This is a genomic window from Brevibacillus sp. B_LB10_24 (genome assembly GCF_046036945.1).
Taxonomy (GTDB): domain Bacteria; phylum Bacillota; class Bacilli; order Brevibacillales; family Brevibacillaceae; genus Brevibacillus_C.
In genome coordinates this window covers 182,724-209,355 of the sequence record NZ_JBJQOQ010000001.1, presented here as the reverse complement: position 1 = coordinate 209,355, position 26,632 = coordinate 182,724, and the positions used below count along the sequence as shown (strand labels likewise).

At 57.5% G+C, this 26,632-nt stretch carries 26 protein-coding genes; 4 read left to right on the top strand and 22 right to left on the bottom strand.

Annotation, left to right across the window (positions count from 1 at the left end; all coding sequences use genetic code 11):
• The 11 genes from ACI7RC_RS01040 to ACI7RC_RS00990 form a co-directional block, all read right to left on the bottom strand.
• Entirely contained in the window at positions 1-693 is a 693-nt protein-coding gene (locus tag ACI7RC_RS01040; protein WP_408106356.1) for a GntR family transcriptional regulator, read from the bottom strand.
• Positions 690-3,038: a xanthine dehydrogenase family protein molybdopterin-binding subunit gene (locus ACI7RC_RS01035; protein ID WP_408106355.1), complete on the bottom strand. Its 2,349-nt coding sequence runs from the start codon at positions 3,036-3,038 to the stop codon at positions 690-692. The genes ACI7RC_RS01040 and ACI7RC_RS01035 overlap by 4 nt, the downstream gene beginning before the upstream one ends.
• Positions 3,035-5,359 (bottom strand): xanthine dehydrogenase family protein molybdopterin-binding subunit, encoded by a 2,325-nt coding sequence (locus ACI7RC_RS01030; protein WP_408106711.1) that lies wholly within the window; start codon positions 5,357-5,359, stop codon positions 3,035-3,037. The genes ACI7RC_RS01035 and ACI7RC_RS01030 overlap by 4 nt, the downstream gene beginning before the upstream one ends.
• A gap of 5 nt (positions 5,360-5,364) precedes the next feature.
• Positions 5,365-5,892, bottom strand: coding sequence for a (2Fe-2S)-binding protein (locus ACI7RC_RS01025; RefSeq protein WP_408106354.1), 528 nt, complete (start codon positions 5,890-5,892; stop codon positions 5,365-5,367).
• A gap of 11 nt (positions 5,893-5,903) precedes the next feature.
• Positions 5,904-6,797 (bottom strand): FAD binding domain-containing protein, encoded by an 894-nt coding sequence (locus ACI7RC_RS01020; protein WP_408106353.1) that lies wholly within the window; start codon positions 6,795-6,797, stop codon positions 5,904-5,906.
• Positions 6,778-7,200 (bottom strand): VOC family protein, encoded by a 423-nt coding sequence (locus ACI7RC_RS01015; protein WP_408106710.1) that lies wholly within the window; start codon positions 7,198-7,200, stop codon positions 6,778-6,780. Before ACI7RC_RS01015 ends, ACI7RC_RS01020 begins: the two co-directional genes overlap by 20 nt.
• Positions 7,201-7,246: 46 nt before the next feature.
• Positions 7,247-8,131 (bottom strand): nitrilase-related carbon-nitrogen hydrolase, encoded by an 885-nt coding sequence (locus tag ACI7RC_RS01010; protein ID WP_408106352.1) that lies wholly within the window; start codon positions 8,129-8,131, stop codon positions 7,247-7,249.
• A gap of 7 nt (positions 8,132-8,138) precedes the next feature.
• The gene (locus ACI7RC_RS01005; RefSeq protein WP_408106351.1) at positions 8,139-8,981 is read right to left on the bottom strand and encodes an SDR family oxidoreductase; all 843 of its coding nucleotides are present in this window, start codon (positions 8,979-8,981) and stop codon (positions 8,139-8,141) included.
• Positions 8,982-9,000: 19 nt separating this feature from the next.
• On the bottom strand, positions 9,001-9,447 hold the full coding sequence (locus ACI7RC_RS01000; protein ID WP_408106350.1) for an SRPBCC family protein: 447 nt from the start codon (positions 9,445-9,447) through the stop codon (positions 9,001-9,003).
• A 12-nt stretch (positions 9,448-9,459) separates the two neighbouring features.
• Positions 9,460-10,113, bottom strand: coding sequence for a cyclase family protein (locus tag ACI7RC_RS00995; protein WP_408106349.1), 654 nt, complete (start codon positions 10,111-10,113; stop codon positions 9,460-9,462).
• A 105-nt stretch (positions 10,114-10,218) separates the two neighbouring features.
• Positions 10,219-11,460, bottom strand: a complete 1,242-nt coding sequence (locus ACI7RC_RS00990) for an MFS transporter (RefSeq protein WP_408106348.1) — start codon at positions 11,458-11,460, stop codon at positions 10,219-10,221.
• 380 nt (positions 11,461-11,840) lie between these two features.
• Between ACI7RC_RS00990 and ACI7RC_RS00985 the strand changes: the two genes are divergently transcribed.
• Positions 11,841-13,370 (top strand): hypothetical protein, encoded by a 1,530-nt coding sequence (locus ACI7RC_RS00985; RefSeq protein ID WP_408106347.1) that lies wholly within the window; start codon positions 11,841-11,843, stop codon positions 13,368-13,370.
• Between the two features lie 8 nt (positions 13,371-13,378).
• Here the strand turns inward: ACI7RC_RS00985 and ACI7RC_RS00980 are convergent, their stop codons facing one another.
• From ACI7RC_RS00980 to sdaAB, 4 genes are read right to left on the bottom strand one after another with little or no spacing between them, the layout of a single operon-like run.
• Complete coding sequence (locus ACI7RC_RS00980; protein ID WP_408106346.1) at positions 13,379-14,125, bottom strand: MgtC/SapB family protein; 747 nt, start codon at positions 14,123-14,125, stop codon at positions 13,379-13,381.
• 57 nt (positions 14,126-14,182) lie between these two features.
• Positions 14,183-16,240, bottom strand: coding sequence for an ATP-dependent DNA helicase RecG (gene recG, locus ACI7RC_RS00975; RefSeq protein WP_408106709.1), 2,058 nt, complete (start codon positions 16,238-16,240; stop codon positions 14,183-14,185).
• Between the two features lies 1 nt (position 16,241).
• Positions 16,242-17,126 carry an L-serine ammonia-lyase, iron-sulfur-dependent, subunit alpha gene (gene sdaAA / locus ACI7RC_RS00970; protein WP_408106345.1) on the bottom strand — a complete coding sequence of 295 codons (885 nt, stop codon included), beginning with the start codon at positions 17,124-17,126 and terminating at the stop codon, positions 16,242-16,244.
• Positions 17,127-17,155: 29 nt separating this feature from the next.
• Positions 17,156-17,824: an L-serine ammonia-lyase, iron-sulfur-dependent subunit beta gene (gene sdaAB / locus ACI7RC_RS00965; RefSeq protein WP_408106344.1), complete on the bottom strand. Its 669-nt coding sequence runs from the start codon at positions 17,822-17,824 to the stop codon at positions 17,156-17,158.
• Between the two features lie 251 nt (positions 17,825-18,075).
• Here sdaAB and ACI7RC_RS00960 point away from each other — a divergent pair, with 251 nt between their 5' ends.
• Both ACI7RC_RS00960 and ACI7RC_RS00955 read left to right on the top strand, forming a co-directional pair.
• Positions 18,076-19,524, top strand: coding sequence for a M56 family metallopeptidase (locus tag ACI7RC_RS00960; protein WP_408106343.1), 1,449 nt, complete (start codon positions 18,076-18,078; stop codon positions 19,522-19,524).
• A gap of 208 nt (positions 19,525-19,732) precedes the next feature.
• Complete coding sequence (locus tag ACI7RC_RS00955; RefSeq protein WP_408106708.1) at positions 19,733-20,224, top strand: peptidoglycan recognition protein family protein; 492 nt, start codon at positions 19,733-19,735, stop codon at positions 20,222-20,224.
• Between the two features lie 143 nt (positions 20,225-20,367).
• On the opposite strand, the gene ACI7RC_RS00950 is transcribed toward ACI7RC_RS00955, so the two are convergent.
• Genes ACI7RC_RS00950 through ACI7RC_RS00940 form a run of 3 tightly spaced genes read right to left on the bottom strand, consistent with a single transcriptional unit; the run spans position 20,368 to position 23,338 of the window.
• Positions 20,368-21,225, bottom strand: coding sequence for a DegV family protein (locus ACI7RC_RS00950; RefSeq protein ID WP_408106342.1), 858 nt, complete (start codon positions 21,223-21,225; stop codon positions 20,368-20,370).
• Positions 21,226-21,247: 22 nt separating this feature from the next.
• Complete coding sequence (locus ACI7RC_RS00945; protein WP_408106341.1) at positions 21,248-22,960, bottom strand: DAK2 domain-containing protein; 1,713 nt, start codon at positions 22,958-22,960, stop codon at positions 21,248-21,250.
• A gap of 12 nt (positions 22,961-22,972) precedes the next feature.
• Complete coding sequence (locus tag ACI7RC_RS00940) at positions 22,973-23,338, bottom strand: Asp23/Gls24 family envelope stress response protein (RefSeq protein ID WP_408106340.1); 366 nt, start codon at positions 23,336-23,338, stop codon at positions 22,973-22,975.
• 278 nt (positions 23,339-23,616) lie between these two features.
• On the opposite strand from ACI7RC_RS00940, the gene rpmB reads away from it, so the two are divergent.
• Complete coding sequence (gene rpmB / locus ACI7RC_RS00935; protein ID WP_081590121.1) at positions 23,617-23,805, top strand: 50S ribosomal protein L28; 189 nt, start codon at positions 23,617-23,619, stop codon at positions 23,803-23,805.
• Between the two features lie 165 nt (positions 23,806-23,970).
• Here rpmB and spoVM read toward each other — a convergent pair whose 3' ends face one another.
• The 4 genes from spoVM to ACI7RC_RS00915 form a co-directional block, all read right to left on the bottom strand.
• The gene (gene spoVM, locus ACI7RC_RS00930; protein ID WP_035286689.1) at positions 23,971-24,054 is read right to left on the bottom strand and encodes a stage V sporulation protein SpoVM; all 84 of its coding nucleotides are present in this window, start codon (positions 24,052-24,054) and stop codon (positions 23,971-23,973) included.
• Positions 24,055-24,415: 361 nt separating this feature from the next.
• On the bottom strand, positions 24,416-25,129 hold the full coding sequence (locus tag ACI7RC_RS00925) for a thiamine diphosphokinase (protein WP_408106339.1): 714 nt from the start codon (positions 25,127-25,129) through the stop codon (positions 24,416-24,418).
• Positions 25,130-25,242: 113 nt separating this feature from the next.
• Positions 25,243-25,965 carry an amino acid ABC transporter ATP-binding protein gene (locus ACI7RC_RS00920; RefSeq protein WP_408106338.1) on the bottom strand — a complete coding sequence of 241 codons (723 nt, stop codon included), beginning with the start codon at positions 25,963-25,965 and terminating at the stop codon, positions 25,243-25,245.
• Complete coding sequence (locus ACI7RC_RS00915) at positions 25,958-26,611, bottom strand: amino acid ABC transporter permease (protein ID WP_408106337.1); 654 nt, start codon at positions 26,609-26,611, stop codon at positions 25,958-25,960. Before ACI7RC_RS00915 ends, ACI7RC_RS00920 begins: the two co-directional genes overlap by 8 nt.
• Positions 26,612-26,632: the final 21 nt, after the last annotated feature.

Below are 26,632 nucleotides of genomic sequence, written 5' to 3'. Positions count from 1 at the left end.
TTACCTGGCCAGCTCCGACTCCAGTTCTTTGGCGGCGTTGAGCACCTGAAGCGACGAATCCCAGATGTGTTCCCGGGCGCGCTTGCGGGCCAACTCCGGGTCTCTGGCCGTAATCGCCGCGAAAATCTCCTGATGCTGGTAAAGCGTCGTGACCCGCCGCTGCTTGTTGCGGGACCAGCTCATCGAGCAGAGCAGGTGGATCGTCGCCCGAAGCTGGGACAGGGAACCAATCAGGGCGTGATTGTCGCTTGCGGCAGCAATAGCGTGATGAAACTCGTTGTTGTGCAGGACTGCCTCCTTTTCATCGGGCAGTTCGAGATCCAGATTGGCTCTGGCCAGGTCCAGAATCCGCCCAATCGCCTCCAGCTTCTGCTGATCTCCGCGCTTGGCTGCCAATTCTGCCGACAGACCCTCCAATTCAGCGCGAAGCTCGTAAAAATCCTTGATCTCCTTCAAGGTAAGCCGGCGGAGACGGACGCCATGGTGGGGGACTGATTCGAGTATCCTCTCCTGTACAAGCATTCGCAGCGCTTCGCGGATGGGTGTACTGCTCACCCCTAAAATCTCCTTGATTTCCCTCTCGCGAATCCATTCGCCGATCTGAAATTTTCCGGCGGCGAACAGTTCGTTTAAGCGATGGTAGACCGCCATTGCCGCCGTTTCCTTGACGAGTTTGCCAGAAGATTCGATCATTCCGCCCCTCCTCTATCGACAGCAGCCGCTGCCGAACGGCCGCCCAGCAGTTGACTGATGTAGGACGGTTTGACGGGTATCCGGTCCACCGAAATCTTCCAAGGGCGCAGGGCATCCTCCACTGCGGATTGGATGGCGGCCGGCACCGGAATGGTCCCGCTTTCTCCCGTGCCTTTGACACCTAAGGGGTTGAGCGGAGACGGCGTCTCGATATGCGCTACCGTCAGCTCCGGGCTTTCGCAGGACGTCGGCACCAGATAATCCATCAGGGTACTGGTCAGCAGTTGGCCCCGCCGGTCGTAGACGACTTCTTCGTACAAGGCTGTGCCCACTCCGTTGACGATGCCGCCGTGGATCTGCCCGTTTACGACCAGCGGATTGATCAGGCGGCCGGAATCATGTACCGATGTGTACTGCAAGATTTTGATTTCACAGGAAGCAGGGTCCACCTCCACTACGGCAATATCCGCCATCGACGTAACGGCAGCGGCCGGGGGAGCGAAGTACTCGGTCGCTTCCAAACCGGGCGAAACAGGCAGGGAATAGGTCGTCCCCGGGTACAATCCCTTGGCTTCACGGGCCGCTTCCGCCAGAGTAAGGCAGCGGGCCGGATCGTGTTTCAGGCGAATGGAGCCCTGGGCGAGCTCCAGCATCTCCACTTCCGCCTGCAGCTTGCAGGCTGCAATCGCCAGCGCCTTTTCCTTGACGGCCTGGGCCGCTTTGTAGATCGCCGTTCCGGTAATCGTGGCAATCCTGCTGGCAAACGTCCCTGTACCATAAGTAATCAATGACGTATCTCCCTGGCACACCGTCACCTGCGGCAGCGGCACGTCCAATACCTCCGCGGCGATCTGGGCCAGCGTGGTCTCATGTCCCTGCCCCTGCGTGGCTGCCCCGGTCAGCACTGTCACCTCTCCGGTCGTCTCCACTCTGACCGTCGCTCCCTCGAAGGAGCCAAATCCCGTATTTTCAATCGCCACCGCCGTGCCGATGCCGATCTGCCGCCCGATCCGCCGGCCTTCTTCCTGCTTTTGCCGCCAGCCGCCGTAATCGCTTTGTATGACCGCCTCGTCCAGCAGCCTGGCGTAATCGCCGCTGTCGTACACCTGCGGCGAGCCGTCCCTCGACAACAGGCCGGTGCGATAGGGGAATTCATCCGCCTGGATGAGGTTTCTGCGCCTGATTTCGAGCGGGTCCAGATTCAGCTTCTGCGCGGCCTGATCGAGCAGCCGGTTTAAGATCAGGGCGGCTTGCGGCCTGCCCGCCCCGCGAAATGGCGCCAATGGAACCGTATTGGTGTAGAGAACCTGGACGTCGCAAAAGTAATGGGGCACCTTGTACGGCCCAGGAATCAGCGTTGAGGTCATCAGCGGCACGATGATGCCCCAGGGCACGTACGCTCCTGTATTGGCCAGCATAGCGTCGGTGACGGCGAGAATCTTTCCGTCTGCGCTCACGCCGAGCGACGCCTCGTGGAGCTGTTCCCGCTCGTGAATGCAGCTCATCATGTGCTCCATGCGGTCTTCCACCCAGCGGACGGGTGCACCGAGCTGGCGAGCCGCCCAGCAGACGAGAAAATCCTCCACATAAAACGGCGCTTTTGCCCCAAACGCGCCGCCGACGTCCGGGGCGATCACCCGCACCTGACGCTCCGGAAGATCGAGCAACCTCGCCAAAGTACTTCGCATCTCATGCTGATTCTGCGTAGCGGCGTACACTTCCAAGGCCGGGTTTGTCCCCTCGTCCCGCCAGAGGGCCAAAAGGCCCCTGGTCTCGATCGGCAAACAGCTTACCCTGCCGATCTGAAACTGCTGGGTAACCACCACGTCGGCTGCCTGCATGGCAGCCTTTGCATCGCCGATCGACTGGGTAAACCGGGCCGCGAGGTTGGAGCCGAGGTGATCGTGGGCCAGCGGGGCGTCTGCTCTAATCGCGTCCTCTAGATGGGCGACCGCGGGCAGCGGCTCGTAGCGGACATCGATCAAATCCAGCGCATCCTCCGCGATATACCGCGTCTCGGCAATCACCATGGCGACAGGCTCACCGACGTGGTGCACCGTCCGGTTCAGAGGGCGCTGGGTGACCGGAGTCAGGCTGGCATGGGGAAACAGCAAGGGCAAATAGGGAAAGTCCACGGCGTCCTCAGGTCCGTATACGGCCACCACTCCCGGCAGCCCGCGCGCCTCTTCCAGGCTGATGTCGGCAATTCGCGCATGGGCGTGCGGACTGCGCAGAAAAGCGGCGCTCAGCGTGCCCGGCACGGTTATGTCAGCGACATAGCGTCCGCCGCCTCGCAGCAGCCGCGGGTCAATTTTTCGTTTGATCGGCTTTCCGAACCACTTCATGAAAACACTTCAGCCCCTTTCGGCCTGTTCTTTCCCTGGCGGATCGCCTGTCTGATCAGCTCTGGGCGGATCGGCAGGGAAGTGACGGCAAGCCCGTAATCCTGAAGCGCATCGCAGACAGCATTGGCTACAGCGGGCGCCACTGCCACGGTACCGCCTTCTCCTGCGCCTTTTACACCCAGCGGGTTGAGCGAAGACGGCGCCCACTCCAATATCTCCACTTCCACTTCAGGCACCTCCATCGAGCTTGGCAGCAGGTAATCCATGAACGTTCCCGACAAAAGCTGCCCGGTCTCGTCGTAGTGCAGCTTTTCGAACAGGGCTCCTCCCAGTCCCTGCGCCATGCCGCCGACCAATTGCCCCTTCACCAGCAGCGGATTGATCGCACGGCCGACATCATAGGCCAGGTAGTACCGGTTGATCTTGACCTGTCCCGTATCCTGATCCACGTCTACTTCAGCGGCGTGGACACCGTAGGGGTATGTCATATGGGCTGCCGAAAAGGTGTACTCTTCCCGCAGCCGGATGCCCTGCCGCCTGCATTCCTCCAGCAATTGTGCAAAGGAGAGCAGCGTTTGACCGGTTGCCTTCAAGACGACTGACTCATTTTGAAGAGCAAGCTGCGCGGTCTCGATCTGCAGCAGACCGGCGACAGTCTGCAGCATTTTGCTCCGGAGCGTGTCAGCCGCCTGCCAGGCCGCCGTCCCTCCCATGACCGTTCCGCGGGTGGCAAACGATCCATTTCCCTTGGGAACGACGGCGGTGTCTCCGTGAACCACCCGGATCTTGGTGTACGGGAGGCCAAGCCGGTCGCTGCACACCTGGGCCAGCATCGTCTTGACGCCTTGACCTACATCGGCCAGACCCGTCTTGCAGCAGGCCTCGCCATTTTCCAGCAGCTCCACCTCAGCCCACTCCCACGGCCCAAGGCCGGATTTTTCCACAAACATCGCCAGCCCCATGCCGAGCAGCCGGCCTGAGGCTGCCGCTTCCGCCTTCCTCGCGGCGAATCCGTCCCAGTTCATCACGCGGCGCACGTGAGCCAGAATCCGTGGATAATCTCCGCTGTCCAGCTCCACCTCCTGCCCAAGCGCGGCGATCCCGTTGGAGTAAGGCATTTGCTCCGGCCGGATGACGTTGATCTCCCGCACCTTGAGCGGATCGCGCCTCAGCGCTTTGGCGATCATGTCCATCACCCGCTCCCGCACAAATGTGCCTTCAAATCTGCCGGGTCCCCGGTACGTTCCTGTCGGTGTTTTGTTGGTAGCGACGACGTGGGTGGTCAGCTCGAGCGCTTCGATATCGTAGGGACCGGGCAGCATCGCCTGCGTCAAGGCGGGAACCGTCACCCCGTGGGTGCGGATATACGCGCCCGTATCCACAAAGATCTCGTCGCGCAGAGCGAGAATCCGCCCTTCGTCAGTAAAGCCGACGGTCACGCGGTGCTTTTGCTGCCGGGAGTGGTTAGTGGCGACCAGGTGTTCCAGCCGGTCTTCGATCCAGCGGACCGGGCGGCCAACCTGCATGGCGGCGTATGGAACCAGGAAGTCCTCGGGATAAAACTCGCCGCGCGGGCCAAAGCCTCCGCCTACGTCTGTTTCCACGTAGCGGATTTGGCTTTCATCCTGCTTTAACAGCCTGGCGAGGATCTGCCGGTTAAAATGGACTACTTTGGCGGCGCCGTACACGGTCAGTTTCCCGCTGGTTCTGTTTGGGTCGTAGACGGCGAGCAGCCCTCGCGTCTCCAGCGGCACACCGGTGTGCCGCTGCACGTACAGCTCCTCCTGCAAGACATGCGGAGATTCCTTCAGCTTTTCCGCTACCGAGCCTTTTTGGGAGTGGATGACAAACAAGTCATTGCTGCCGACAGCCGGATGCAGCAGGCTCGCACCTGCCGAGAGTGCCTGATCGACGCTCGCCACCGGGGTCAACGGTTCATAGTCGATCTCGACGAGCTCAGCAGCGTCTTCGGCGGCGTACCGGTTTTTGGCCACGATCAGCGCGACCGGCTCGCCGACGTAGCGGACCTTATCCTTTGCCAGCGGATACTGCAGGGCAAGCTCCAGCGATCCCTCCGGCGACAAGCGCATCGGAATCGGCGGGAGATCATCCGGCAGATCGTTCGCCGTCAAGACCAGCAGAACATCCGGCCGATTGGCGGCCTCCTGGGTGCGAATAGACCGCAGGTTGGCGTGAGCGTGCAAGCTTCTGACGACGACCGCTTCACATTGTCCAGGCAGTTGGATATCCCCCACATAGCGGCCTTTTCCCCTGACCAGGCGCGGATCCTCCACACGCTTTACGCTGGTGCCTATCGTCATCAAGCTCACTTCCCTCCCCGGCAGATGCGGGCCGCCTGTTCTACCGCATCGATAATCGACTGGTAACCGGTGCATCTGCACAAGTTGCCGGAGATGCCCTCGCGGATCTCCTCGCGGCTGGGATTCGGGTTTTCCTGTAAAAAGTGGTACGCCGTCATCAGCATGCCCGGCGTGCAAAAGCCGCACTGCAGGCCGTGACACTCCCAAAACGCGTCCTGCAGGGGATGAAGCGGTCCATCGTCTTCCGCCAGTCCCTCTACCGTCAAAAGTTCGGAGCCGTTCGCCTGGACTCCGAAGACGAGACAGGAGCGGACTGGCCGTCCGTTCATGATAATGGTGCAAGCTCCGCAGATTCCGTGTTCGCAGCCGACATGGGTCCCGGTTAAACCCAATTCGTCCCGGAGCACATCCGAGAGGAGCATCCGCGGCTCGACGGACACGGTGTGCTCCACTCCGTTGACCTTCAAACGGACATTGGCCAGCGTACGTCCCGGTGCGTTGGCTGCAGGTGTTTCCAGCGTGTGATCGCTCATGCTACCGCCTCCTATCGATTGTCCGATCCGGACAGGCTCAGCCGGGCGCGACTGAGTGCCGTCTCCAGTGCGCGCCTGCTCAAGGTGACACTCAAATCCCGCCGGTACTCTGCACTCGCGTGAATATCGGCCTCTGGTTCGACGATGTCTCTGATCTGTTCACAGCACTCCTGGATGAGCCGGCTGTCGGGCTCCAGGCCGAGAAGCGCATCTGTCACTTGATCAAGCTTGACCGGAGCCCCGTCCACACCGCCCAGGCCGAGACTGGCGGCGGCGATTTTCCCTGCTTCATCCAAGGTTACCGCCGCAGCAGCCAGCACAATGGCGAAATCCCCTTTGCGCAGCGCGAATTCTTCAATCGCGTGACCGCTTCCCGCTTGAATCCGGGGAATTTGCACCGCGACCAAGATTTCATTTGGTTCGATTGCTGTAGTCAGATAAGTCAGAAAGAACTCTTCAGCCGGAACAACGCGCTCACCGTCAAGCGAGGCCAGCGTGACCGCTCCGCCAAGCGTGCAGAGGATGACCGGCAGCTCTGCCGTCGGATCGGCGTGGACCAGACTTCCCCCGACCGTCCCCCGCGAGCGTATCTGCGGGTGGCCGATCAGCTTGATGCCCTCCGCCAGCATCGGACAATCGCGTGCTACCTCAGGCGATTGCTCGATCAGATACTGCCGGGTCATACCTCCGATCCGAATCTCCTCCTCCGTCAGCCGAATCGACTCCAGGTCGCCGATTCGGCCGAGGTCAATCAACACCTTGGGGCTCGCCAGGCGCATGTTCATCGTCGGAATCAAGCTTTGTCCTCCCGCGAGGATCTTGGCCTCAAAACCGTGCTGTTCCAATAACAGCAGCGCCTCATGCACCGTCTGCGGGCTGTAGTAGTCAAACACTGCCGGTTTCACTGCAATCCCCCTCCGCGACGAATTCTCCCAGGACGCCGCATAAGGCCTCCCGCTTTAAAAAACAGATTTGCGTGTTTCCCGCTCCTGCCCGCGGTACCTGGTCCGCGACGGGAATGTTCTCCCTGATCAGGCGGTTGCACTCTGCTGCGATGTCATCTACTTGAAACGCCAGGTGTTCGATCCCTTCGCCGTGCTCCTGCAAAAAATCCCAGGCGGTGCTGCCGGGCCGAAGCGGCTGGATCAGCTCCAAGAGCACCTCCCCTAATGGAAAAAACGCGATGCGGAGCAAACCTGCTCCATAGTCCTCGATCCGGTCCAGTTTGACCCCCAGCACCTCTTGGTACTTCGAGATCGCCGCTTCCAGATCGGAAACGATGATGCCGATGTGATTCAGCTTTGTCACAGACAATCTTTCGCACCCCTTTCTGACGGCGAAAATTCAAGTGCCGTCAAACACTTGAATTTTCGCCTTGTATGGTCGCACTCTGATTCTGTTTTGCAAGCAGGGTGTACTGGCCCGGACAGCGATCGAGCAGCAGATCGTTTTTCGTCCCGACGCGCTTGTTTCGCGACAGCTTCGGGTCGATCTCCGCGATCAGCACATCCGCCTCGCGCTTTGCCGCCGGACCGGCCGCGATCCGCGACTGGGAATCGACGACCAGGCTCGAGCCGAGAAACTGCACCCCGCCTTCCTCCCCGGCGCGGTTGGCGCAGGCGATGGCGATCCGGTTGCTGTAGCTGTGCGCCACCGCCAGGTAGTTGGCCAGGCAGTACCCCTTTTCATCCCAGAGGATCGATTTGCCGATCGACGTCCAGGTCGTGGGGACGAGCAGCAGTTCACATCCGGCTAAAGCCAGTGAGCGGACCGCTTCGGGAAACCGCAGATCGTAGCAGATCAGCATCCCGATGTGAACGTCAAACCAATCCAGATAAAACACGGGAAATCCCAGGTTGCCGGGTGTCAGGTACTCCGTTTCCCAGTCGAACAGGTGCACTTTCCGGTAGCGGCCGACAATGCCGCCGGGGCCGACCAGCACAGCGGTGTTGTACAAGCAGTCCGCTTCTCGCTCGATGATTCCGCCGGCGACGTAGCCGCCGTGCCTGGCGGCGGCCTCGCGCCAGGCCGAGACGCTCGGTCCATCCAGCGTCTCGGCCAGTTCGTCCGCTTCCTGCCTGGAGCCGACGATGTAATGGTGGTTGGAGCACTCGGGCAGGACGACGACTTCGGCCCCGCTGCGAAAGGCGGCTTCGATCCTGTTTTGATTCGCTTTCCGGTTATGCGGCAGATTGATCCGCCCCTGCAGGTTGTTCGATTGGACGACGCCGATTTTCATCCTTGGATTACTCCGCCGCAGCCTTCTCGGCCGTTGTCAGCCGCTGCTGTTTTCTGTCCAAGATCGCCTTCATCTGGCCGCCGTCAATCGTCAGCGCCGCATTGTGGACAAAGCTGGCCCGCTCGGAGGCGAGGAAGACGACCACGTCGGCCACTTCCTGAGCTGTCGCGATCCGGCCGAACGGCATCGATTTGGCGGCGGCGTCATTGGCTTCTTCAATGCTGATATCCATGTCGCGGGCATATGCCTCGGTCAGCGTCGCCCAGCGCCCGGTATCGACTGGTCCGGGGTTGACGCTGTTGATCCGGATATTCTCGTTACCGTACTGGTTGGCCAGCGCCTCCATGACTGCCAGGTCGGCTGCGTTCACGGCTGTGCCGGTCAGTTCCCACCAGGAAGGCTTGACCCCGTCGTTGCCGATCACGTTGACAATAACGCCGTGTTTTTGCACGAGGAATTGCGGAATCGTCGCCTTTGCCATCCGCAGGTAGCCGCGAAACTTCAGGCCGAGGGCAAAATCCCAGTCCTCTTCGGTCAGATCCAGCAGAAGTCCGCCCGGGGCTGCTCCGGCGCAGTTGATCAGAATATCGATTTGGCCGAAGTGCTGAACGGTTTGGCGAACGGCCTCCTGGGCGTCAGCCTCGTGCTGCAGGTCAGCCGAGACCGTCAAAACGTCGGCACCCGGCACCTCGCTTATCAGCAAATCCTTAGCCTTTTGCAAATCTTCCGGATTTCTCGCCACCAGTGCCACGCGGGCGCCTTCCCGCAGAAACGTCAACCCGGTCTGACGTCCAATCCCTTTGCTCCCGCCGGTAATCAATACGACCTTGCCATTCAATCCAAGATCCATCTTCTCTTCCTCCCTTTTCTCAATTGATTTGGGCATTCGTCTCCTTGGCGATCTTCTTGAAAAAGTCGTTGACGATCAGTTTGGCGATCCCGGCCAAAATCCGCTGTCCGACTCCGGCGATCTTGCCGCCTACCTGGGCCGTTCCGCTGTACTGGATGTGAGTCTTGGCGTCTTCGGAGACCAGCTCTACGATCGCGTCTCCGCTGACAAATCCAACCGGACTGTTGGCGGTCATCACCAAGCGGTAGCGGTCGGGTTCGCGCTTCTCCAATATTTGAATCGTGGACTCGTACTCTCCGCGAACCGCAGCCACTCCTACGCTGATCTTTGCCTGATAATGATCGGGTCCAATCTCCGTCAAAGTCTTGCAGCCAGGTGTGGCTTTCTGCAAAGCCGAAGGGTCGTTCAGCACCCGCCACACTTCCTCCTTGCCGGCGTTCACCACAATCTCTCCGGCTACATCCATGCAGATTCCCCCTTACTCCTCGATTTGTGCCACGACGCGCGCCGGGGAGCCATCCCCGCCCACCACCGGCAGAGGCAGTGCGATCAGCGTAAAATCACGGGAACCGATCAAGTGCAGATTCACCAGGTTTTCAATCAAGGGAATTTCACTCCCGAGCAAAATCGGATGATTGGGATACGGCGCCGCTCCGTCTACGGCAAAGTCCAACCCCAGCGCGGCGATCCCGGCGTCCCGCAGCCAGGCCGCCGCTTCCTCGGATAGATACGGGTTGTCGGCATAGAGATCCGGCTTATTCCAATGCTCGGATGCCCAGCCGCTCCACAGCACTACTCGCTTTCCATGGATTTGTTCGGCTGTCACTTGGCCGACCGTCTGCAGCTCTGACAGAGAAATCTCATGATTCGGGGAAGCTGCTTCCCGCAGATCGACCAGGACAGCCGGCCCGATGAACAGATCGATGGGAAGCTGTTCGATTGTCTTTCCGTCCGCGAAAAAGTGATAGGGCGAATCGATATGGGTGCCGGTGTGTATGCTGAAACGGACTTCCGTATTGGACCGCCCTTCCGCCTCGTGTGTCGTGATCGGTGTAAACGTGATCGGAGGATGTCCCTCCAGCCCCTGTACCTCCGGTCCCCAGGGCATCGTCAAATCAACGAGTCTTGCCATCTATAAACCCTCCTCCGTCGGTATTTCCGCATCTATTACAAACTCCTCTCCCGCTCGGCCTCACCCCCTTTTCGCAAACAACCGGTGATATGCCAAAAATGAAGATCAAGCGTTCTCTTGAACGAGAGCAGCTTCCTTGTGGTCAGGCTCCTCTTTTACCCGCGTCTCTTTGCCGAGGAGCAGGACGTTGATCGCAGCCAGCATGCTTGCGATAAAAAAGAGCGTAAAGATGGCTGTAAACGAGACTTTTGCCGCTACCAGATACCCGACTGCCAGCGGACCTGCGATTGCGCCAATACGCCCTGCCGCGTTGGCGTACCCGGAACCCGTGCCGCGGATGTCAGATTCGTACTGATCGGTTGTGTAGGCGTAGGTGGTGCCTGTAACCCCGAGGTAGAAAAACGACAAGGCCATGCCTGCGGCGATCAGGACAGGCAGCGTCTCCGCCGTGCCGAAGAAGTAAGCGCTGATGGCCGACATCACCAGATAGGTGATCAGAACAAACTTCCGCCCTACCTTCTCGACAAGCCATGCTGCGCTGTAGAACCCCGGCAATTGCGTCAGCGTCATCAGCAGCACGTATCCGAAACTTTTAATCAGGCCGAATCCCTTGATCACCAGCACGGACGGCAGCCATAAAAACATGCCGTGATAGCAGAACATGACGAAAATCCAGAGAATCCACAGCATGGCTGTCGGGCGGGCGTACTTGGGAGACCAGAGCGCCTTCAGGTTTTGCAGCATGGTCGTTTTCGGTCTGCCCGGCGCTTGAAAAGCGGGAGACTCAGGAAGTCCCCAGCGCATGTATATCGCCAGGAGTGCCGGCAGTGCGCCGATGACTAACGCCGAGCGCCAGCCGAAGATCGGCATGATAAAGTAGGCGATCACCGCTGACAGGATCCAGCCTACAGCCCAAAAGCTCTCCAGCAGGACGACCATTCGTCCCCGTTTGTGGGCGGGTACGTTATCCGCTACCAGGGTGGAGGCGACGGGAAGCTCTCCCCCCAGCCCAAGGCCGATGAAGAACCTGAGTACGAGCAGCACGGCAAACGTCGGAGCGAGCGCCGAAGCGCCGCTGGCAATCGAAAACAGCAGCACCGTGAACATCAGCACTTTGTTGCGCCCAATGCGGTCTGCCAGGGAACCGGCCACGATGGCGCCGATCATCATGCCAATGGCGTTGACACTGCCAATCCAGCCGGTCTCTTGCGGGGTCAACTGCCATTCCCCCATCAAAGCAGCAGCAATAAAAGAGATGAGTCCTACATCCATTGCGTCAAAAACCCAGCTAAGCCCGGCCACGACAAATATCCTGCGAAAGGATAAGGTTTTTACAACGGAACCCACGGGAATCCCCTCTTTTCTGATCCTCTTCGGACCGTATCGGTACATCAATGATCCAGGGCTAAAAACCGAATTTAATTAACCGAATATTCAGATATATTCTGTTATCCTTTCGCCGCCTCCTTCCTTGAAATCTGCATGTACGAAAAGAAATACCCATTACAAGACTGAATGTTCGGACTATTTGTTAGTACAGATTATAATTTATATTTTATATAATGTTAAATATCAAAGCTTTATCATGTCATAAAGTTGATGAATGTCCCCTCCCGGTCCTGCCAATTCATTCCACGCTTTTTCTCGGCCCGAATAAGTAACGGATTGGCGAATCCAGACGTCAAATACTACAAAGAATAAAACTTTTTGCGCGAGGAGTGTGGAAGATGAAAGCAATCTCAACTTTGCTGATCCCTTTGACTCTGCTCGTCCTGACAGGGTGCTCTGCCTCTTCGGACGCTGTCCGCCAGCCGATCGATATACAGCCTCCCGAACCGCCGCTGATCCGTGATCAGATGAATGAAACGGCAGCGGGGCCTAAACAAGATACACCATTTGACTACGCCAGTATGACAGACGAGGTTCTGATCCAACTCAACTCAGAACCTCGTTTGCATTCTCCAATCCGTACGCTGGTGTCGGACGGCCCGCAGGAGTACACCTTGTACTTTCGCCAGCCGATGCAGCGCGATTCTGTAGAAAAAACGCTGCAGGAGAGGGCGAAGGATTTTCAAAAGGATTGGCCGTACTCCTTTGTGCCTGAGCTTGCGTTTGCCTGGAAAAACGACCAAGAGCTGCTGGTAACGGCAGAAGTGCCCGCTTCCAAGCCCCGACAGATAAGCGATTCCTACCTGCTCGACGTCAAGGGAGCCCAAACCCAAAACGGAACGGTGCTGGATGAGCAGCCAAACTTCTTTGCCACTGTCACCAAACCGGATCAGCTTTGGCGCATCTCACTCGATGGCAAGGTACGGGAGCGGCTGAGTTCGCTGTCCGAGCCGTACATGTTTGAACAGCTTGGCATGGACGACCGTTACTTTTTCCTCTCCCGCTTTAAGGAGTACTGCGAGTGTGATAAAGAACTGGAACGGCTGTACGGCCTGTACGATGTTGAAAAGAAGCAGCTGATTTCGTATCCGGTTCCGCTGGCCACCAACTACATGGGGCCCGGCACGTTCATCGCCGACCGCCGCGGCTTCTTTTACAAACAGCCAGACGAGCAGACCGTCGTTCCGGAAAGTCAGACGGCAGTTCCGGTTCGGGTAGACGGGCATATCTACGGCTCCAGCTTTAGCCGGGACGGCTCGCATCTGCTGCTGGCAGTGGGCGAAGAACAGCAGCAGGCAAACCTCGACCTGGTCGTGTACGCATTGGAAAACGGGACATTTGAGCGGCTCTCGGGCGCATTAAAAGGAAATGTGCCGCCCAACGAACTGAGCGGCAACCCATTGCCTATCTATTTTTATGACGACGGCGAGTACGTCTACTTTGCGATGCGGGATCCAGACAAACAAGCCGAACTGCGGTATATGTACTCCTGGCAAACGAAACAGATCAGCACTTGGAACTCTCCGGTTGACGAGGACGCCTGGTCCGGATTTAGCAGCTCCAGCGACGGCAAGTACAAGATGTACCCCAATGCCGGCCTGTACAAAGGCAAGGAGCTGGTCTATCAGGACATCAACGTACCCGGGAATTATTGGATAAACGGTACCCATCTGATGGTCGGACACAAGTATGAAGATGTCCCCGACGGCGTCGCACCGCAGGAGAGCATCACCCTGTTTGATGCTGACACGCAAAAGCGCTGGGCGATCATGGAACATCTGCCGGGCGGCAACTGGGTCATCGGATCCAGCGCTGACGGCAAGTGGATCTATCTGACGTCGAAATCGGACCTCGCCTCTCTGCAATAGGAACCGCATTAGTCAAGGGAGTGAACCTCCTGCACTCCTTCTATTTCTCCCAGCCTTCCGGCGAAATCAAGCAGCTTTTTCCTCGCCGGAAGGCGAACGCGCAGCCTGACCGTGAGATAGGGGTGCCCGTTCTCCTCCCTTGATTCGGTTACGGAGACACTGCGGATCTCGGCTACTTCCCCTTCGAGCGCCGTGCTCAACCGGTGCAGGATGCCCGGCTGATCCCAGATTTTCATCTGCAGGGTCACATCCTGCATCGGCGATGCGTATCGCTCTTCCACCCCGCGCAGCAGCACGACACTGACGAAGACGATCCCGGTGGTGACCACTGCCGGAAGGTAGAAGCCGGCCCCGACGCTAAGACCGATACCGGCCACCACCCACAAGGTGGCCGCCGTCGTCAGTCCGGAGACGACCAGATTGGAACGGCGCAGGATCGCTCCCGCTCCGAGGAAGCCGATGCCGCTCACCACCTGGGCGGCGAGCCGGGCGGGATCGTACCGGGCCTCGGGATTGTTGTAGTCGCCAAAACCGTAGATGGAGGTAAGCATGACCAAAGCCGAGCCTACCGAGACGAGCAAATGCGTTTTAAACCCGGCTTGCTTATTGCGCCGCTCCCTCTCCCAGCCGACAAAACCGCCAAGCAGTGCCGCTACACACAATCTGGCGACAATCGTCAGGGCGTCGATGCCAAAATCCATACCTCTCTCCCCGTTCGCTCCCGTCATCCCTTCCTGATTGTAGGTTTCTCCCATAGCCGGTGCTTTCATTCACTTGACGGGCACGCCGGCGGCGGGGGCACGCATTTTTCGTCAATCCAGTACTTTTCCTTCCAAGATGCCCTCGCGGTGCAGATAATCCCGCAGCGGAGCGAAAAGCTGATCCTGCCAAAACTGCTTGTCTCCGATCAGCGCAGCCGCTTCCTGCCTGGCCACCTCCAGGGCCTTGTAGTCGCTCAGCAAATCAGCCACTTTGAATTCCGGCAGACCGCTCTGCTTGGTCCCGAAGAAATCCCCCGGTCCGCGCAGTTCCAGGTCGCGCTGGGACAGAACGAAGCCGTCATTCGTCTCGCACATGACCCGCATGCGCTCCTTGCCCACCTCTGTCTTGGGATCGGCGATCAGCACGCAGTACGATTGTTCGGCGCCGCGCCCTACCCTTCCGCGCAGCTGGTGAAGCTGGGCCAGTCCAAACCGTTCGGCGTCGTAGATGACCATGAACGTGGCATTGGGCACATTGACGCCAACCTCGACAACGGTTGTGGAGACGAGCACGTTCACGTCCCCGCGGGCAAATGCCTGCATTACCTCGTCCTTTTCCTTGGCGGGCAGCCGCCCGTGCATGAGGCCGACGCTGTACTCCGGAAAGTAGACGGCTAGCTGCTGATGCACGTCTATCGCATTTTGCACATCCAGCTTCTCCGACTCCTCGATCAGCGGACAGATGACGTATGCCTGCCGCCCCTTCGCCAATTCACCGCGCATCCGCTCCAAAACCTGGTGGAACTGCCCGTGTTTGGCCCAGACGGTGTCGACGGGTTTGCGTCCGGCGGGCATCTCATCGATCGTCGAGACGTCCATGTCGCCAAAGGCGGTGATCGCCAGCGTTCGCGGAATCGGCGTAGCCGTCATGAACAGAACGTCGGGCGACAGGCCTTTGCTGCGGAGAATGCGCCGCTGCTCCACGCCGAAGCGATGCTGCTCGTCTGTAATCACGAGGCCCAACTGTCGGAAGGAGACGTCTTCCTGGATCAGGGCGTGTGTGCCAACGACGACGTCAATCAAGCCGAGCTGCAAGGCAGAGATGATCTCCCGCCGCCTTTTCGCCGTCAGCGAACCGGAGAGCAGAGCGATCTGCAGGCCGTACGGCTCCAGCAGCGCCTGCAGTGACTGCAGATGCTGCTCGGCGAGGATTTCCGTCGGGACCATCAGCGCGCCCTGAAAGCCCGCCTTCACCGTGGCAAACAGAGCAATCGCCGCGACGACGGTCTTGCCGGACCCGACATCTCCCTGCAGCAGCCGGTTCATCGCGAAGCCGGCCTGCATATCACTCGTAACCTCCTTGACCACCCGCTTCTGCGCCCCGGTGAGCGGAAACGGCAGAGAGCGAATAAACTGTCGCACCTCTTCAAGCGGTATCTCTTGTTTGACTCCCTCTGTTTGCTGCTTGGCGATCCGCCGGTGAGCCTGCACCTTCAATTGAAACAAGAACAGTTCTTCAAACATGATCCGCCGTCGGGCCTGCTTGCCCTCCGCCAGATCGCGCGGAAAGTGGATCGCTTGAATCGCCTCGCGACGCGGCATCAAGCGGTAGCGCTCAACCAGCGGCTGCGGCAGGATCTCCCCGATCTGGTCGCCGTACTGGCGCAGTCCGGTTTGAATCGTCCGGCGCAAAAAAGCGAGGGAGACGTCGCCGCCGAGCGGATAGACGGGAACGAGGTCGCTTCGCCTCTGCGCTCGCGGCGAATCAACCCCGGTCATTTCACTTACCGTAATCTGCAGCTTGTGCTTGTCCCACTTGCCTGTAACGATGATTTCTTTTCCCGGCGACAGCTGATTTTTGACATAAGTCTGGTTAAACCAGACGGCAGTGACGACGACACGGTTGATGACCATACGGACAGAGATGCGGGATTTGCGCTTGCCGTAAAAACGAACAGAGGGTTCACCGTAGATCGTGCCAGCCAGTGTAACCCTCTCGCCGTCCTGTACCTCTGTCAAGTCGCGTATCCGGTAATCTTCATAGCGGGATGGAAAGTACTCCAGCAAATCCTGTACGGTTTCAATTCGCAGCGACGCCAGATCTTTTGCCCGCTCCTCTCCTACCCCGGCCAAGGCAGTTACGGGCATTGCCAATGACACTCGTTCCATCTTACCGGTTGATTGGGACGCCAAAGATTTTTGCCTCCAGCTGCCGTCCCGTCTGCGTCGCTGCCAATCCGCCCTGCGCCGTCTCCTTCAGCGTATTGGGCATCGTACAGCCGATCCGGTACATCGCCAGGATGACTTCATCCGTCGGGATTACACTCTTGATCCCGGCAAGCGCCATGTCGGCCGCCACTGTCGCGATCGCGGCTCCCATCGCGTTTCGCTTAACACAGGGCACCTCAACCAATCCGGCTACGGGGTCACACACTAGACCGAGCATGTTTTTCAGCGCGATGGCCACAGCCTGTGACGACTGTTCCGGGGTGCCGCCGGCCATCTCGACGATCGCCGCTGCCGCCATCGCTGTAGCCGAGCCTACCTCCGCCTGGCAGCCTCCGGCAGCTCCCGAGATAAAGGCGTTGTTGGCTATGCAAAAGCCGACCGCTCCGGCCGCAAACAGATAATGAACCATCTCTTCGCGCGTCGGCTTCAGTTTCTCTGAGACAGCGAACAGCGTCCCCGGCACGATCCCGCAAGCTCCGGCCGTTGGAGTAGCGACAATCGTCCCCATCGCGGCGTTCACTTCATTGACCGCGATCGACATGCTCACGGCGTTCAGCAGCGTCGGTCCGGATAAAAACGGTTTTTCCTTCATGTACTGCTGCAGTTTCTTGGCGTCTCCTCCGGTAAGCCCGCTGTGGGAGCGTATATCCTCGGTCAATCCCCGCTGGACGGCGCTTTCCATCACATCCAGGTTGGCGTACATCTGCTGCATGATTTCCTCGCGTGTGCGCTCGGAGACCTTCATCTCCGCTTCAATCATCACTTCCGAGATCTTTTTTCCCTCTGATTCGGCTAACTCGACAAGTTCAGCCACGTTGCGAAACATGTTGTCCGCTCCTTCCGCTTGCTATTTCATCATGGCTCGGGTGACAGCACCGATACCCCGAGTATATGGGGGATCTGCTCAACGTCGCGAACGAGGCCTGCAGTGATCGGCAGATCCACTTCGATCACCATCAGTGCTTTGGCACCGCGTTCCCCGCGCGACACCTCCATGTGCCCGATATTCGTCTCGTACTTCGCCAGCACCTGCGCTACGCTGGCGATCATTCCGTAGCGGTCCTCGTGCAGCACCAGCAGTGTCGGTTCATTGCCGGAGAGCTTCAACGGGAAGCCGTTGACACAGGTGATCTCGATTTTTCCGCCGCCGATCGAAACGCCAACAATCTCTGCACTGCCATTTTCGTCGCTCAACCGGATCCGTGCCGTATTCGGGTGGTCGGTCAGCTCCTCGGATGTTAGAAAAATAACATCGACGCCTACATCCTTGGCGATCCGCAGCGAATCTTTCAGACGTGTATCAAATGTATCAAAATGAAGGATTCCGGCAACTGTGGCAACATCGGAGCCATGTCCTTTGTACGTTTTGGCAAACGAACCGTAAAACGTAATCTCGGCCTGTTTCGGCTGCCGGCCAAACAGCATCCGGGCAACTCGTCCGATCCGGGCGGCACCCGCAGTATGTGAACTGGACGGCCCAACCATCACCGGCCCGATAATGTCAAATACACTTTTATATTTCAACCAGTATCTCCTCCCAGCCGAAAGCGGCGCTTGATGAGAGCACAGGCAATCTGTTCGGATCTTTCTTCTATTGTAACCTACAGAAAAGCGAAGCGCTATACAGGCAATTGTATCCTTATTTCCTGATTGACTACTATTGATTACAATTGTAATATCTATTTCAGATATCATCGATTCCATTTCTTAACAAAGGAGGTGAATGAATTGACTATTTTGAAAAACAATACAAACGAGGTGTCAATCGACAGGGGATGACACTGGAAAACTTCTTTGTCTTTGTAAGAAGCGTCACTACTTGGATTTGGTCCAGTTCCTTGCAAGCCAGCATCCTGGTATGTCTGATCCTGCTGTGCAAATTTGTGTTCAGATATCGCTTATCAGCGAGAATGCACGATGTCATCTGGCTCTTGGTGATCGTAAAGCTCCTCATACCATGGACGTTCGAAAGTCCTGTCAGCCTGTACAACCTGCTGCCAGGCACTGTCCGCTTCCTGATTCCCGCCGCGCCGGCGATGCAAACGCCTGTAAGCGGCACCCCTGCCGCCTACCTGACGGGAGAGCATGTACCATTGAGCAGTTGGTTTGTACCGGCAAACGTTTCCGATGTCCATCTAGGAGGCATCTGGATGAACATCCTGGCCCTGATCTGGCTGCTCGGTGTGATCTTTCTTGCCCTGTATGCGTTGTTCAAGTATCGCATGTTCGCTTCCAACCTGAAGGGTGCTGCCCTGGTACAGGACCAAAGAATCCTGGAAGTATTTGAACGTTGCAAACGGAAGTTGGGGCAGAAAAGGCACGTCCCGCTGGTAGTCTGTCAGACGATTAAAAGCCCAGCGTTGATCGGCTGGCTGCGTCCGCGCATACTGCTTCCGGCACAAGTGGCAGCCGAGTTTGACAGTTGCGAGTTAACCCATATTTTCATTCATGAATTATCCCATTTGAAGCGCAACGATATTGCCGTGAACGTCGTGATGAGTTCATTGCTCATCCTGCATTGGTTCAACCCGCTGCTCTGGTATGCCGTTTCCGTCATGCGCCGGGATCAGGAGATTGCCTGCGACTCGATGGCCCTTACATACATGGACAAGCAGGATCCGAAAAAATACGGTTTCACGTTGGTCAAATTGTTGGAGATGCATTCACGTCCGCCTCAGATAACGTATACGGTGCGTTTTCTGGGCTATAAAAAACACTTGAGGAGGAGACTTGAAATGATTAAGCGTTTTAGGCGATCCACTTATTCCTGGTCCTTTTTTGGCGTACTTTTACTCGCGGTATTGGCTGCCGCGACGTTGGGCAACCCGACAAAAACCATGAGCGAGGCATCCCCCTTTGTCCCGCCGGCCGCGGGGAAGCTGACAAGAGAATTCGCTGCCGAACATCCGGGAATAGACATTGCCAATCAGACAGGGACACCTGTTTATGCTGCGGCTGACGGGGTTGTCCTCGATGCAGGCTATCAGCAAACGGACGGAAATCGAATCGTCATCCAACACAACGATGCCTATCAAACGGTTTACGCCCATTTGGAGACCATCCACGTCAATAAAGGAGACAAGGTAGGACAAGGGCAGACAATCGGTGAAATGGGAAGCACCGGGAGAAGCACGGGGCCCCACCTGTATTTTGAAATCTCGCAAGACGGTACACTCGTCAACCCTGCTTCGTACGTAACGATCCCGCAGCCGACAGTTGAGTGAATGTGAAGGGACTGGCCAAAAAGTCGTCAAGACAAAGGCCGTCCCTTTTTTCGCTTCTTTAGCCTGATCAGATTGTATTTAACAGGAGAAGCGCATCCTAAGGCGGTACGAGCCATGACGGGTGCGGCACATCCGGACGATCGCAAGCAAGCCCTGGCTGCCGCATCCCAACGATAGAGGAAGGAGACCCGCGAGAATCGTGAACATCATGACAGACTTTATTCCCGCAAATCACCCCAATCGACCCGGGACCAAACTGATCGGGATCCGGTTCATCACCATCCACGATACCGATAATCCAAGTCCGGGAGCCAACGCCTTGGGACACGCCGGCTACCTGAAGAGCAGCGAAGCCGCAGAGCGCTTCGTTTCGTGGCATTTCACCGTCGATGATACCAACATCGTACAGCATCTGCCGCTCGACGAAACCGGCTGGCACGCAGGCGACGAAGACGGCCCCGGGAACAGCTCCAGCATCGGAATCGAGATATGCGAAAATGCCGATGGGAATCGCAGCGAAGCGGAAAAGCGGGCTGCGCAGCTGGTCGCCAGGCTGTTGGAGCAATTCGGGCTTGGCATTGACGCCGTCGTGCAGCACCACCATTGGAGCGGCAAAAACTGTCCGCACATCTTGCGGGAGCGATCCGGCGGGTGGGATGGGTTCATCGACACGATCAAACACTGCAGGCAGGAGGCGTAAAAAAAGCTTCTATCGAAGCCATCTCGAAGAAGCTGGTTCTTCTTTTATGGATGCTTTTTATGCCGATAGGAAAGTTATACTTTCCTATGCGGTAAAAAACGCGCCCCCGCCAACAGCGGGAGCGCCTGCTCCTGTTATGTACGTCACACCTTCACCACGGCGCAGCCGAGCACCCCAGGGCCGGTATGAGTACCGACGACAGGGCCGACCTCGGCCTGAAAGGCTTCGACCACGTTCATCTCCGTTTGGACCCGCTCCCGCAATGCTTCCGCCTCCTCTGGCGACTGGGCATGGATAATCGCCGCCTTGACAGGAGAGGTCCCTGCATACTCCTTCAGCCGTTCGATCATCCGGCTCACCGCTTTCTTGGAGCCGCGCACTTTCTCATACGGGGTCACAACTCCGCTTTCATCCAGGTACAAAATGGGCTTGATGTTGAGCAGAGAACCAAGGAACGCAGACGCTTTGCCGATTCGTCCGCCCTTTTGCAGGAATTCAAGCGTATCGATGATAAAGTAGACCTGGATGGATTCTATATAGCGGTTGATCAGGTCGAGCACCTGCTGCTTCGACTGTCCCGCCAGAGCCGCGCGGGCCGCTTCGACCACGATTAATCCGTAGACAAACGAAGCCTTTTTGGAGTCAATCACCGTGATATCCGCTGCTTCCTCCAGCATGGATTTGGCAATCACTGCAGACTGATGGGTGCCGGATAGCGCAGCCGAAAGGGTCAGTACGATGATTTGGACATCGGGTCCGCGCCTCGCGATGATCTCCTTGTACTTGGCGGCGAAATCCATTGTCGAAGGCTGCGAGGTCATCGGCAGCACCGGTGACTGCCTGAGCTTTTCGTAAAATTGATCCGCACGCAGGGTGACGCCGTCCAGATACTCTTCTTCGCCAAATCTCACCTTCAGGGGAACGACTTCGATTCCCAGCGTCTGCTGCAGGGACTGGTCAATGTCGGATGCGCTGTCTGTTACAATGACAATCGGTGGCATACAATATCCTCCTTACTGCTTCCTACTCCACTGCCATCATCAACGGATACAGGGGTTGTCCGCCATAGGATACTTCTGCTTCTGCATCCGGAGCGATGTGAGTGAGCCACTCCTGGAGCGCTTCTGCCTGATCTTTCGTCGCACTCTCTCCGTAAAGGAGCGTGACGACCCCCGTCTCTTCATCTACCAGCTGCTGCAGGAGTGACTTCGCACACGACAAAAGGTCAGCTTCCGCCACCGCGACCTCGCCGTCGGCAATCCCGATAAAATCGCCTTCCCTGATCGAAACTTCCCCCAGCTTCGTCTCCCTGACCGCCTGCGTGACGAGTCCGGTCTTTACCTGTTCGATCGCCCGCAGCATATTCTCCGTATTGGCCGCTTCGCCTGCCCCGCTGTTAAATGCGACGGCTGCTGCCATTCCCTGCGGCACGCTCTTCGCCGGAATGACTGTGACAGGCACCTCGGCGAGCTCCGCCGCCTGCTTAGCCGCCATCACAATATTCCCGTTGTTGGGCAAAAGGTACACCCTTTCGGCAGCAACCTGGCCAATCGCCTTCAGCAGGTCTTCCGTACTCGGATTCATCGTCTGTCCGCCTTCGACTACGACCTGCACGCCCAGCCCGTGAAACAGCTCGCTGATGCCGCTTCCGGCAGCTACGGCGATCAGGGCGTAGGGAGGCTTTTGCCGCTTCGTGTCGGGCGGCTGAACAGCCTCTTCCGGACGCTTTTCAGCCGTCATGCCTTCCGTCTCCTTGACGATGTTGGCATGCTGCTCCCGCATGTTTTCGATCTTCAGCCGGTGAAGGCTGCCAAATTGTTGGGCGTACTGCAGCACTTCGCCCGGGTGTTCCGCGTGGATATGTACTTTCACCAGTTCGTCGTCCGAGACTACCAGCAGCGAATCTCCCATCGCCGCCAGGTGATTGCGGAAGGCCGCCTCGATAAACGGCTTCTTGCCCGCTTCGGTGCTCTGCTTCAGCCGAACCATAAATTCCGTACAGTAGCCGTATGTAATATCTTCTGTCTTCATGTGGGTTTGCGCATGGTGCTGCTCGGCAACCAACTGCTCTATATCGGCGGCAGCGGCCTCCGGCTTCGCCCTGTCTGCCGGCGCTGTCGCCCCCTGCATAGCGCGCAAAAATCCCTCGTAGATGAATACCAATCCCTGCCCGCCGGAGTCCACCACGCCGACCTCTCTCAGAACGGGCAGCAGCTCGGGAGTGCGGCTCAGGCTCGCCAGCGCCTCGCTGTACGCGCCCTCCATCACCGCGGTGATGTCATCCGTCATACGCGCCTTCCGCACTGCCGCCTCGGCCGCTTCGCGGGCCACCGTCAGGATGGTGCCCTCTACAGGTTTCATTACAGCTTGGTAGGCGGTTTCAACACCTGTTTTGAAAGCTTCCGCGAACTGCCGGGCATCGACCTCCGCTTTTCCCGCGACAGCCTTGTGAAAGCCGCGAAAAAGCTGGGACAGAATGACTCCGGAATTGCCCCTAGCCCCCATCAGCAAGCCTTTTGCCAAAGTTGCTGCGGCGTCGTCGATGCGCTCTGAAGGCTTCCGGGTCAGCTCGTCGACACCGGAAGTAAACGTCAAGTTCATATTGGTTCCCGTATCGCCGTCCGGTACCGGAAAGACGTTCAGGGCATTGACGGTCTTGACGTTTTTAAACAAGTTGTGGGCACCCAGCAAGGCCATTTGCAAAAACAGGTCGCCACTTAGAAGCTTGTATACCACTCAGTTTCCTCCTTACGTTTCCCGTTCTGTCCGGACTCCCTGCACAAAGATGTTGATGGCGGAAACGTCGATGCCTACCGTCTGTTCCAGCGTATATCGGACGCGGCGCTGCACATTGCCCGCCACTTCGGAAATCTTCGTGCCGTAACTGACGATGATATGCATGTCCAACACGACTTGACCGTTTTCATTGCGAACGACGACACCCTTGCTCAAATTGTCCAACCTCAGCATCTCGGCGATGCCATCCTTGAACGCTTTGCGGGATGCCATTCCGACCAGGCCGAATACTTCCATCGCGGCGCCGCCGGAAATCCGCGCGATCACTTCCTCTGTCACATCGATCTTTCCAAGAGGCGTATTCATTTCCACTGGCATGCAAGACCCTCCTTTGTTATGAAAAACCTGGCTCACACCAAGTCTGGTTGCAGGCGACGGACAATGCTGCACTCGTTTTTTACCTTTTCCCAATTCTACTACATCAATAAGCGTAAATGAAGTTTTTTCGCCATCGTTTCACCTGAATGTCAGCCCTTCAAAGAGAAAATCCTGTCAAGTATTGCAATTGACAGGAGGGTATGCTACTATATCCAAGTGTTTATACAGTTCTGCAGAAGCTTTTCTTGTTTTACACGCTGTGAGGGAGGTGGAAATTCATGGCACGTAGATGTTTTGTTACTGGTAAATCTGCAAAAGCTGGCAACGCACGCTCCCACTCGATGCGTGCAACTCGCCGCTCTTGGGGTGTCAACGTACAAAAAGTGCGCATCCTGGTAAACGGCAAACCGAAGCGCGTTTATGTCAGCACGAGAGCGCTGAAATCCGGTCTTGTGACCCGCGTATAATTTCTTATGCCATGCGAAAAAAGCACCTGTCGGGTGCTTTTTTGTATTTTCCTGGCATGACCGCGATTTATTAGTCCAGAAGGGTATCTCCGTCTTGTCCCACACAGGCAAGGGGGCAAGCCTTTCCGTGCATCCCCGGCACATGAAAAGGCTGTAGTGTTCAGCTTACTTTTTTCTGTTGAATGCCTCGATTACGGCGCGTATCATGCCACCTAGAAACTTTGGCAATTTGATGGTATAGAAACGCATTTCGACCCCTCCTTATCGGATTACTTGTGATGAAAGAGAAACCACCCGACGGCCATTAGTCCTGTTCCTAGAATGGCATACCACACCCATAGAGGCGCGGAGCTCAACAGAATGGTCAACCCCCCGACAGCCAAACAGACGCCAACAATACGTTTAACGGCCATTCCCTGCCGTACCCGAATAGAGCGAAATCCCATTTGTATGTCGCACCCCCCCAGGCATAATCCGAAACATGTATACTACATCTTATTCCAGAGGGGGCCAAACATGTGCCAAACACGGTCGTTAATCAAAAAAAATCAGGTGGGCCATGATCCTACCTGATAAGTATATGCGCAAAAATGTCAATTGTGCCGTCAGACTAGCCTGCCGATCCCGGGTTTTTTTCCAGCTTCTCGTCCTGCCGGCCGCCTGCGTCTCGAGTTGACATGACCAGCAGGGCCCCGCTTTCGATCTGAATCCTGCCAGCTTCCCCTGTCAACTGATTGCTCACGCCGAGCGTCGAGCCCAGCTCCAGCCTCGCGTCGTGCAGCGGGTAGGCAAAGCCTTCCAAGGTTATTCCGGTCACCAGCGGGCTTAGCGGCAGCAGGGAGACGTACTGGTAGTGATCCCTGGTCAGCCGGCAGCGGCGGAAGCGCTCAGACAGCAGGGCGATACGGTTGTCTCCGCTCTCGATCTGCATCCAGACACCTGCCTGATGGGCCTGCCACAAGAGCTGCACGTTCGCCAGCGAGTGGTCCATCCGCCCGCCCAGCGCGCCGTACATGAAGATCTCCTTGGGCTGAAACGACAGCGCCGCCTGCAGTCCGATGTCGCTGTCAGTCGCATCCTTTCTCTCCGGAAAACGGCGAATCTCCACGCCGGAGCGGACGAGCTTAGACAAGCCTGCTTCGCCGATCGTGTCAAAGTCGCCGACGGCCAGTGTCGGCACCGCTCCCGCTTCCAGCAGGCGCAGCGCACCGGCGTCTACCCCGATCAGGATGTCTCCCGGCATTGCATTCGGGAGTACATCCAGCGTCCCTCCGGCGCATATATGCACCCGCCCGGCGACGGTTTTCTCTTGTTTCTGCTTCATATCTCGGTACCCTCTCTTCTTTGGCTCTCCTTCTTTATTGTAGAGCCCCCAGCCCCCGGTTGCAAAAGAAAAACCGCGGCATCGCCTTAAGGATGCCGCAGCTTCTTTTACTTTTATAGCATTTTTTCCAAAAATTGTTTGGCCCGTTCACTCTGCGGCCTGCTGAAAAACTGTTCCGGAGGTGCTTCCTCGATCAGGCGCCCCCCGTCGAGGAACAGGATGCGATCCGCCACTTCACGGGCAAAGCCCATCTCGTGGGTGACGATCGCCATCGTCATTCCGGTATGGGCCAGCGTCTTCATCACTTCCAGCACCTCTTTGACCATCTCCGGATCAAGCGCTGAGGTCGGCTCGTCAAACAGCATGATTTCCGGCTCCATCGCCAGCGAACGGGCGATCGCCACCCGCTGTTTCTGGCCGCCGGACAGTTTGGACGGATACACGTCCGCCTTGTCGGAGAGGCCGACTCTGCCTAGCAGCTCCCGCGCTTTTTGCCGGGCAGCGTCTTTTGCCAGCTTCTTCACTTTTACCGGCGCATATGTCAAATTCTCCAGTACGGTCATATGGGGAAACAGGTGAAAGTGTTGAAACACCATCCCGATCATCTGGCGAACCTGCATCGCATCCGCCTTTTTCGCGGTGATGTCGGTACCGTCGATGAGGATCTTGCCCGTGGTCGGAACCTCCAGCAGGTTCATACAGCGAAGCAGAGTTGATTTGCCGGAGCCGGATGGACCGATGATCGCCACGACATCCCCTTTTTTGACTTCGGTCGAGATGTCGTGGAGAACCTCCAGCTTCCCGAACGATTTCGACAAGTTTTCCACTTTAATCACTTCGTCTCAGCCTCCTCTCCAAAGACCGCGCCGCCAATGTCAGCAGCATGACCATGACGTAGTAGAGCAGGGCCGCGAAGATCAGCGGTTCAAAGTACAGGAACGTGTTGGCCCCGACGATAGTGGCGCGGCGCAGGATGTCCAGCGCGCCGATCGTCGAGACCAGCGCGGAGTCCTTCAGCAGCGCGATGCTCTCATTCACCATCGCCGGCAGGATGTTTTTCAACGCCTGCGGAAAGATGATGTCGAGCATCATCTGCCGGTACGGAACGCCAAGGGCGATCGCCGCTTCCCGTTGTCCCTTGTCGATCGCGAGAATCCCGGCGCGAATCGTCTCTGAGATGTACGCTGCCGAGTTCAACCCCAGTGTGATCACGCCCGCCTGCAGCGCCGTGATATCGTACTGGGTCAACTGCGGCGTGGCGAAGTACACCAGTGCGATCATCAGGATCAGCGGCGTCCCGCGGAAAATCGAGGTATAGAAGACGGCGAACCACTTGAGCGGCGCGATGCTGGAGATTTTGAACAGCGACAGCACCGCCCCCCATACAAAGCCGAAAATCGCGGCCAGGACGGTAAATTCCAGCGTCGTGTACATCCCCTCGGCTATATATCGAAAGTCTATCTGTGAAAAATCAAGATGCATTCCCTGCTACACCCCATATCT

Excerpts from the sequence above, each read along its gene's own strand:
- ACI7RC_RS01030 (WP_408106711.1), bottom strand. The coding sequence starts at position 5,359 with ATGACGATAGGCACCAGCGTAAAGCGTGTGGAGGATCCGCGCCTGGTC.
- ACI7RC_RS00925 (WP_408106339.1), bottom strand. The coding sequence starts at position 25,129 with ATGAAGCAGAAACAAGAGAAAACCGTCGCCGGGCGGGTGCATATATGC.
- ACI7RC_RS01040 (WP_408106356.1), bottom strand. The coding sequence starts at position 693 with ATGATCGAATCTTCTGGCAAACTCGTCAAGGAAACGGCGGCAATGGCG.
- ACI7RC_RS00995 (WP_408106349.1), bottom strand. The coding sequence starts at position 10,113 with ATGGCAAGACTCGTTGATTTGACGATGCCCTGGGGACCGGAGGTACAG.
- sdaAA (WP_408106345.1), bottom strand. The coding sequence starts at position 17,126 with ATGTTTCGCAACGTGGCTGAACTTGTCGAGTTAGCCGAATCAGAGGGA.
- ACI7RC_RS00950 (WP_408106342.1), bottom strand. The coding sequence starts at position 21,225 with ATGCCACCGATTGTCATTGTAACAGACAGCGCATCCGACATTGACCAG.
- ACI7RC_RS00960 (WP_408106343.1), top strand. The coding sequence starts at position 18,076 with ATGACACTGGAAAACTTCTTTGTCTTTGTAAGAAGCGTCACTACTTGG.
- ACI7RC_RS01025 (WP_408106354.1), bottom strand. The coding sequence starts at position 5,892 with ATGAGCGATCACACGCTGGAAACACCTGCAGCCAACGCACCGGGACGT.
- ACI7RC_RS00980 (WP_408106346.1), bottom strand. The coding sequence starts at position 14,125 with ATGGGAGAAACCTACAATCAGGAAGGGATGACGGGAGCGAACGGGGAG.
- ACI7RC_RS00955 (WP_408106708.1), top strand. The coding sequence starts at position 19,733 with ATGACAGACTTTATTCCCGCAAATCACCCCAATCGACCCGGGACCAAA.
- rpmB (WP_081590121.1), top strand. The coding sequence starts at position 23,617 with ATGGCACGTAGATGTTTTGTTACTGGTAAATCTGCAAAAGCTGGCAAC.
- recG (WP_408106709.1), bottom strand. The coding sequence starts at position 16,240 with ATGGAACGAGTGTCATTGGCAATGCCCGTAACTGCCTTGGCCGGGGTA.
- ACI7RC_RS01035 (WP_408106355.1), bottom strand. The coding sequence starts at position 3,038 with ATGAAGTGGTTCGGAAAGCCGATCAAACGAAAAATTGACCCGCGGCTG.
- ACI7RC_RS01000 (WP_408106350.1), bottom strand. The coding sequence starts at position 9,447 with ATGGATGTAGCCGGAGAGATTGTGGTGAACGCCGGCAAGGAGGAAGTG.
- ACI7RC_RS00915 (WP_408106337.1), bottom strand. The coding sequence starts at position 26,611 with ATGCATCTTGATTTTTCACAGATAGACTTTCGATATATAGCCGAGGGG.
- ACI7RC_RS01010 (WP_408106352.1), bottom strand. The coding sequence starts at position 8,131 with ATGAAAATCGGCGTCGTCCAATCGAACAACCTGCAGGGGCGGATCAAT.
- ACI7RC_RS00985 (WP_408106347.1), top strand. The coding sequence starts at position 11,841 with ATGAAAGCAATCTCAACTTTGCTGATCCCTTTGACTCTGCTCGTCCTG.
- ACI7RC_RS01005 (WP_408106351.1), bottom strand. The coding sequence starts at position 8,981 with ATGGATCTTGGATTGAATGGCAAGGTCGTATTGATTACCGGCGGGAGC.
- ACI7RC_RS00940 (WP_408106340.1), bottom strand. The coding sequence starts at position 23,338 with ATGCCAGTGGAAATGAATACGCCTCTTGGAAAGATCGATGTGACAGAG.
- spoVM (WP_035286689.1), bottom strand. The coding sequence starts at position 24,054 with ATGCGTTTCTATACCATCAAATTGCCAAAGTTTCTAGGTGGCATGATA.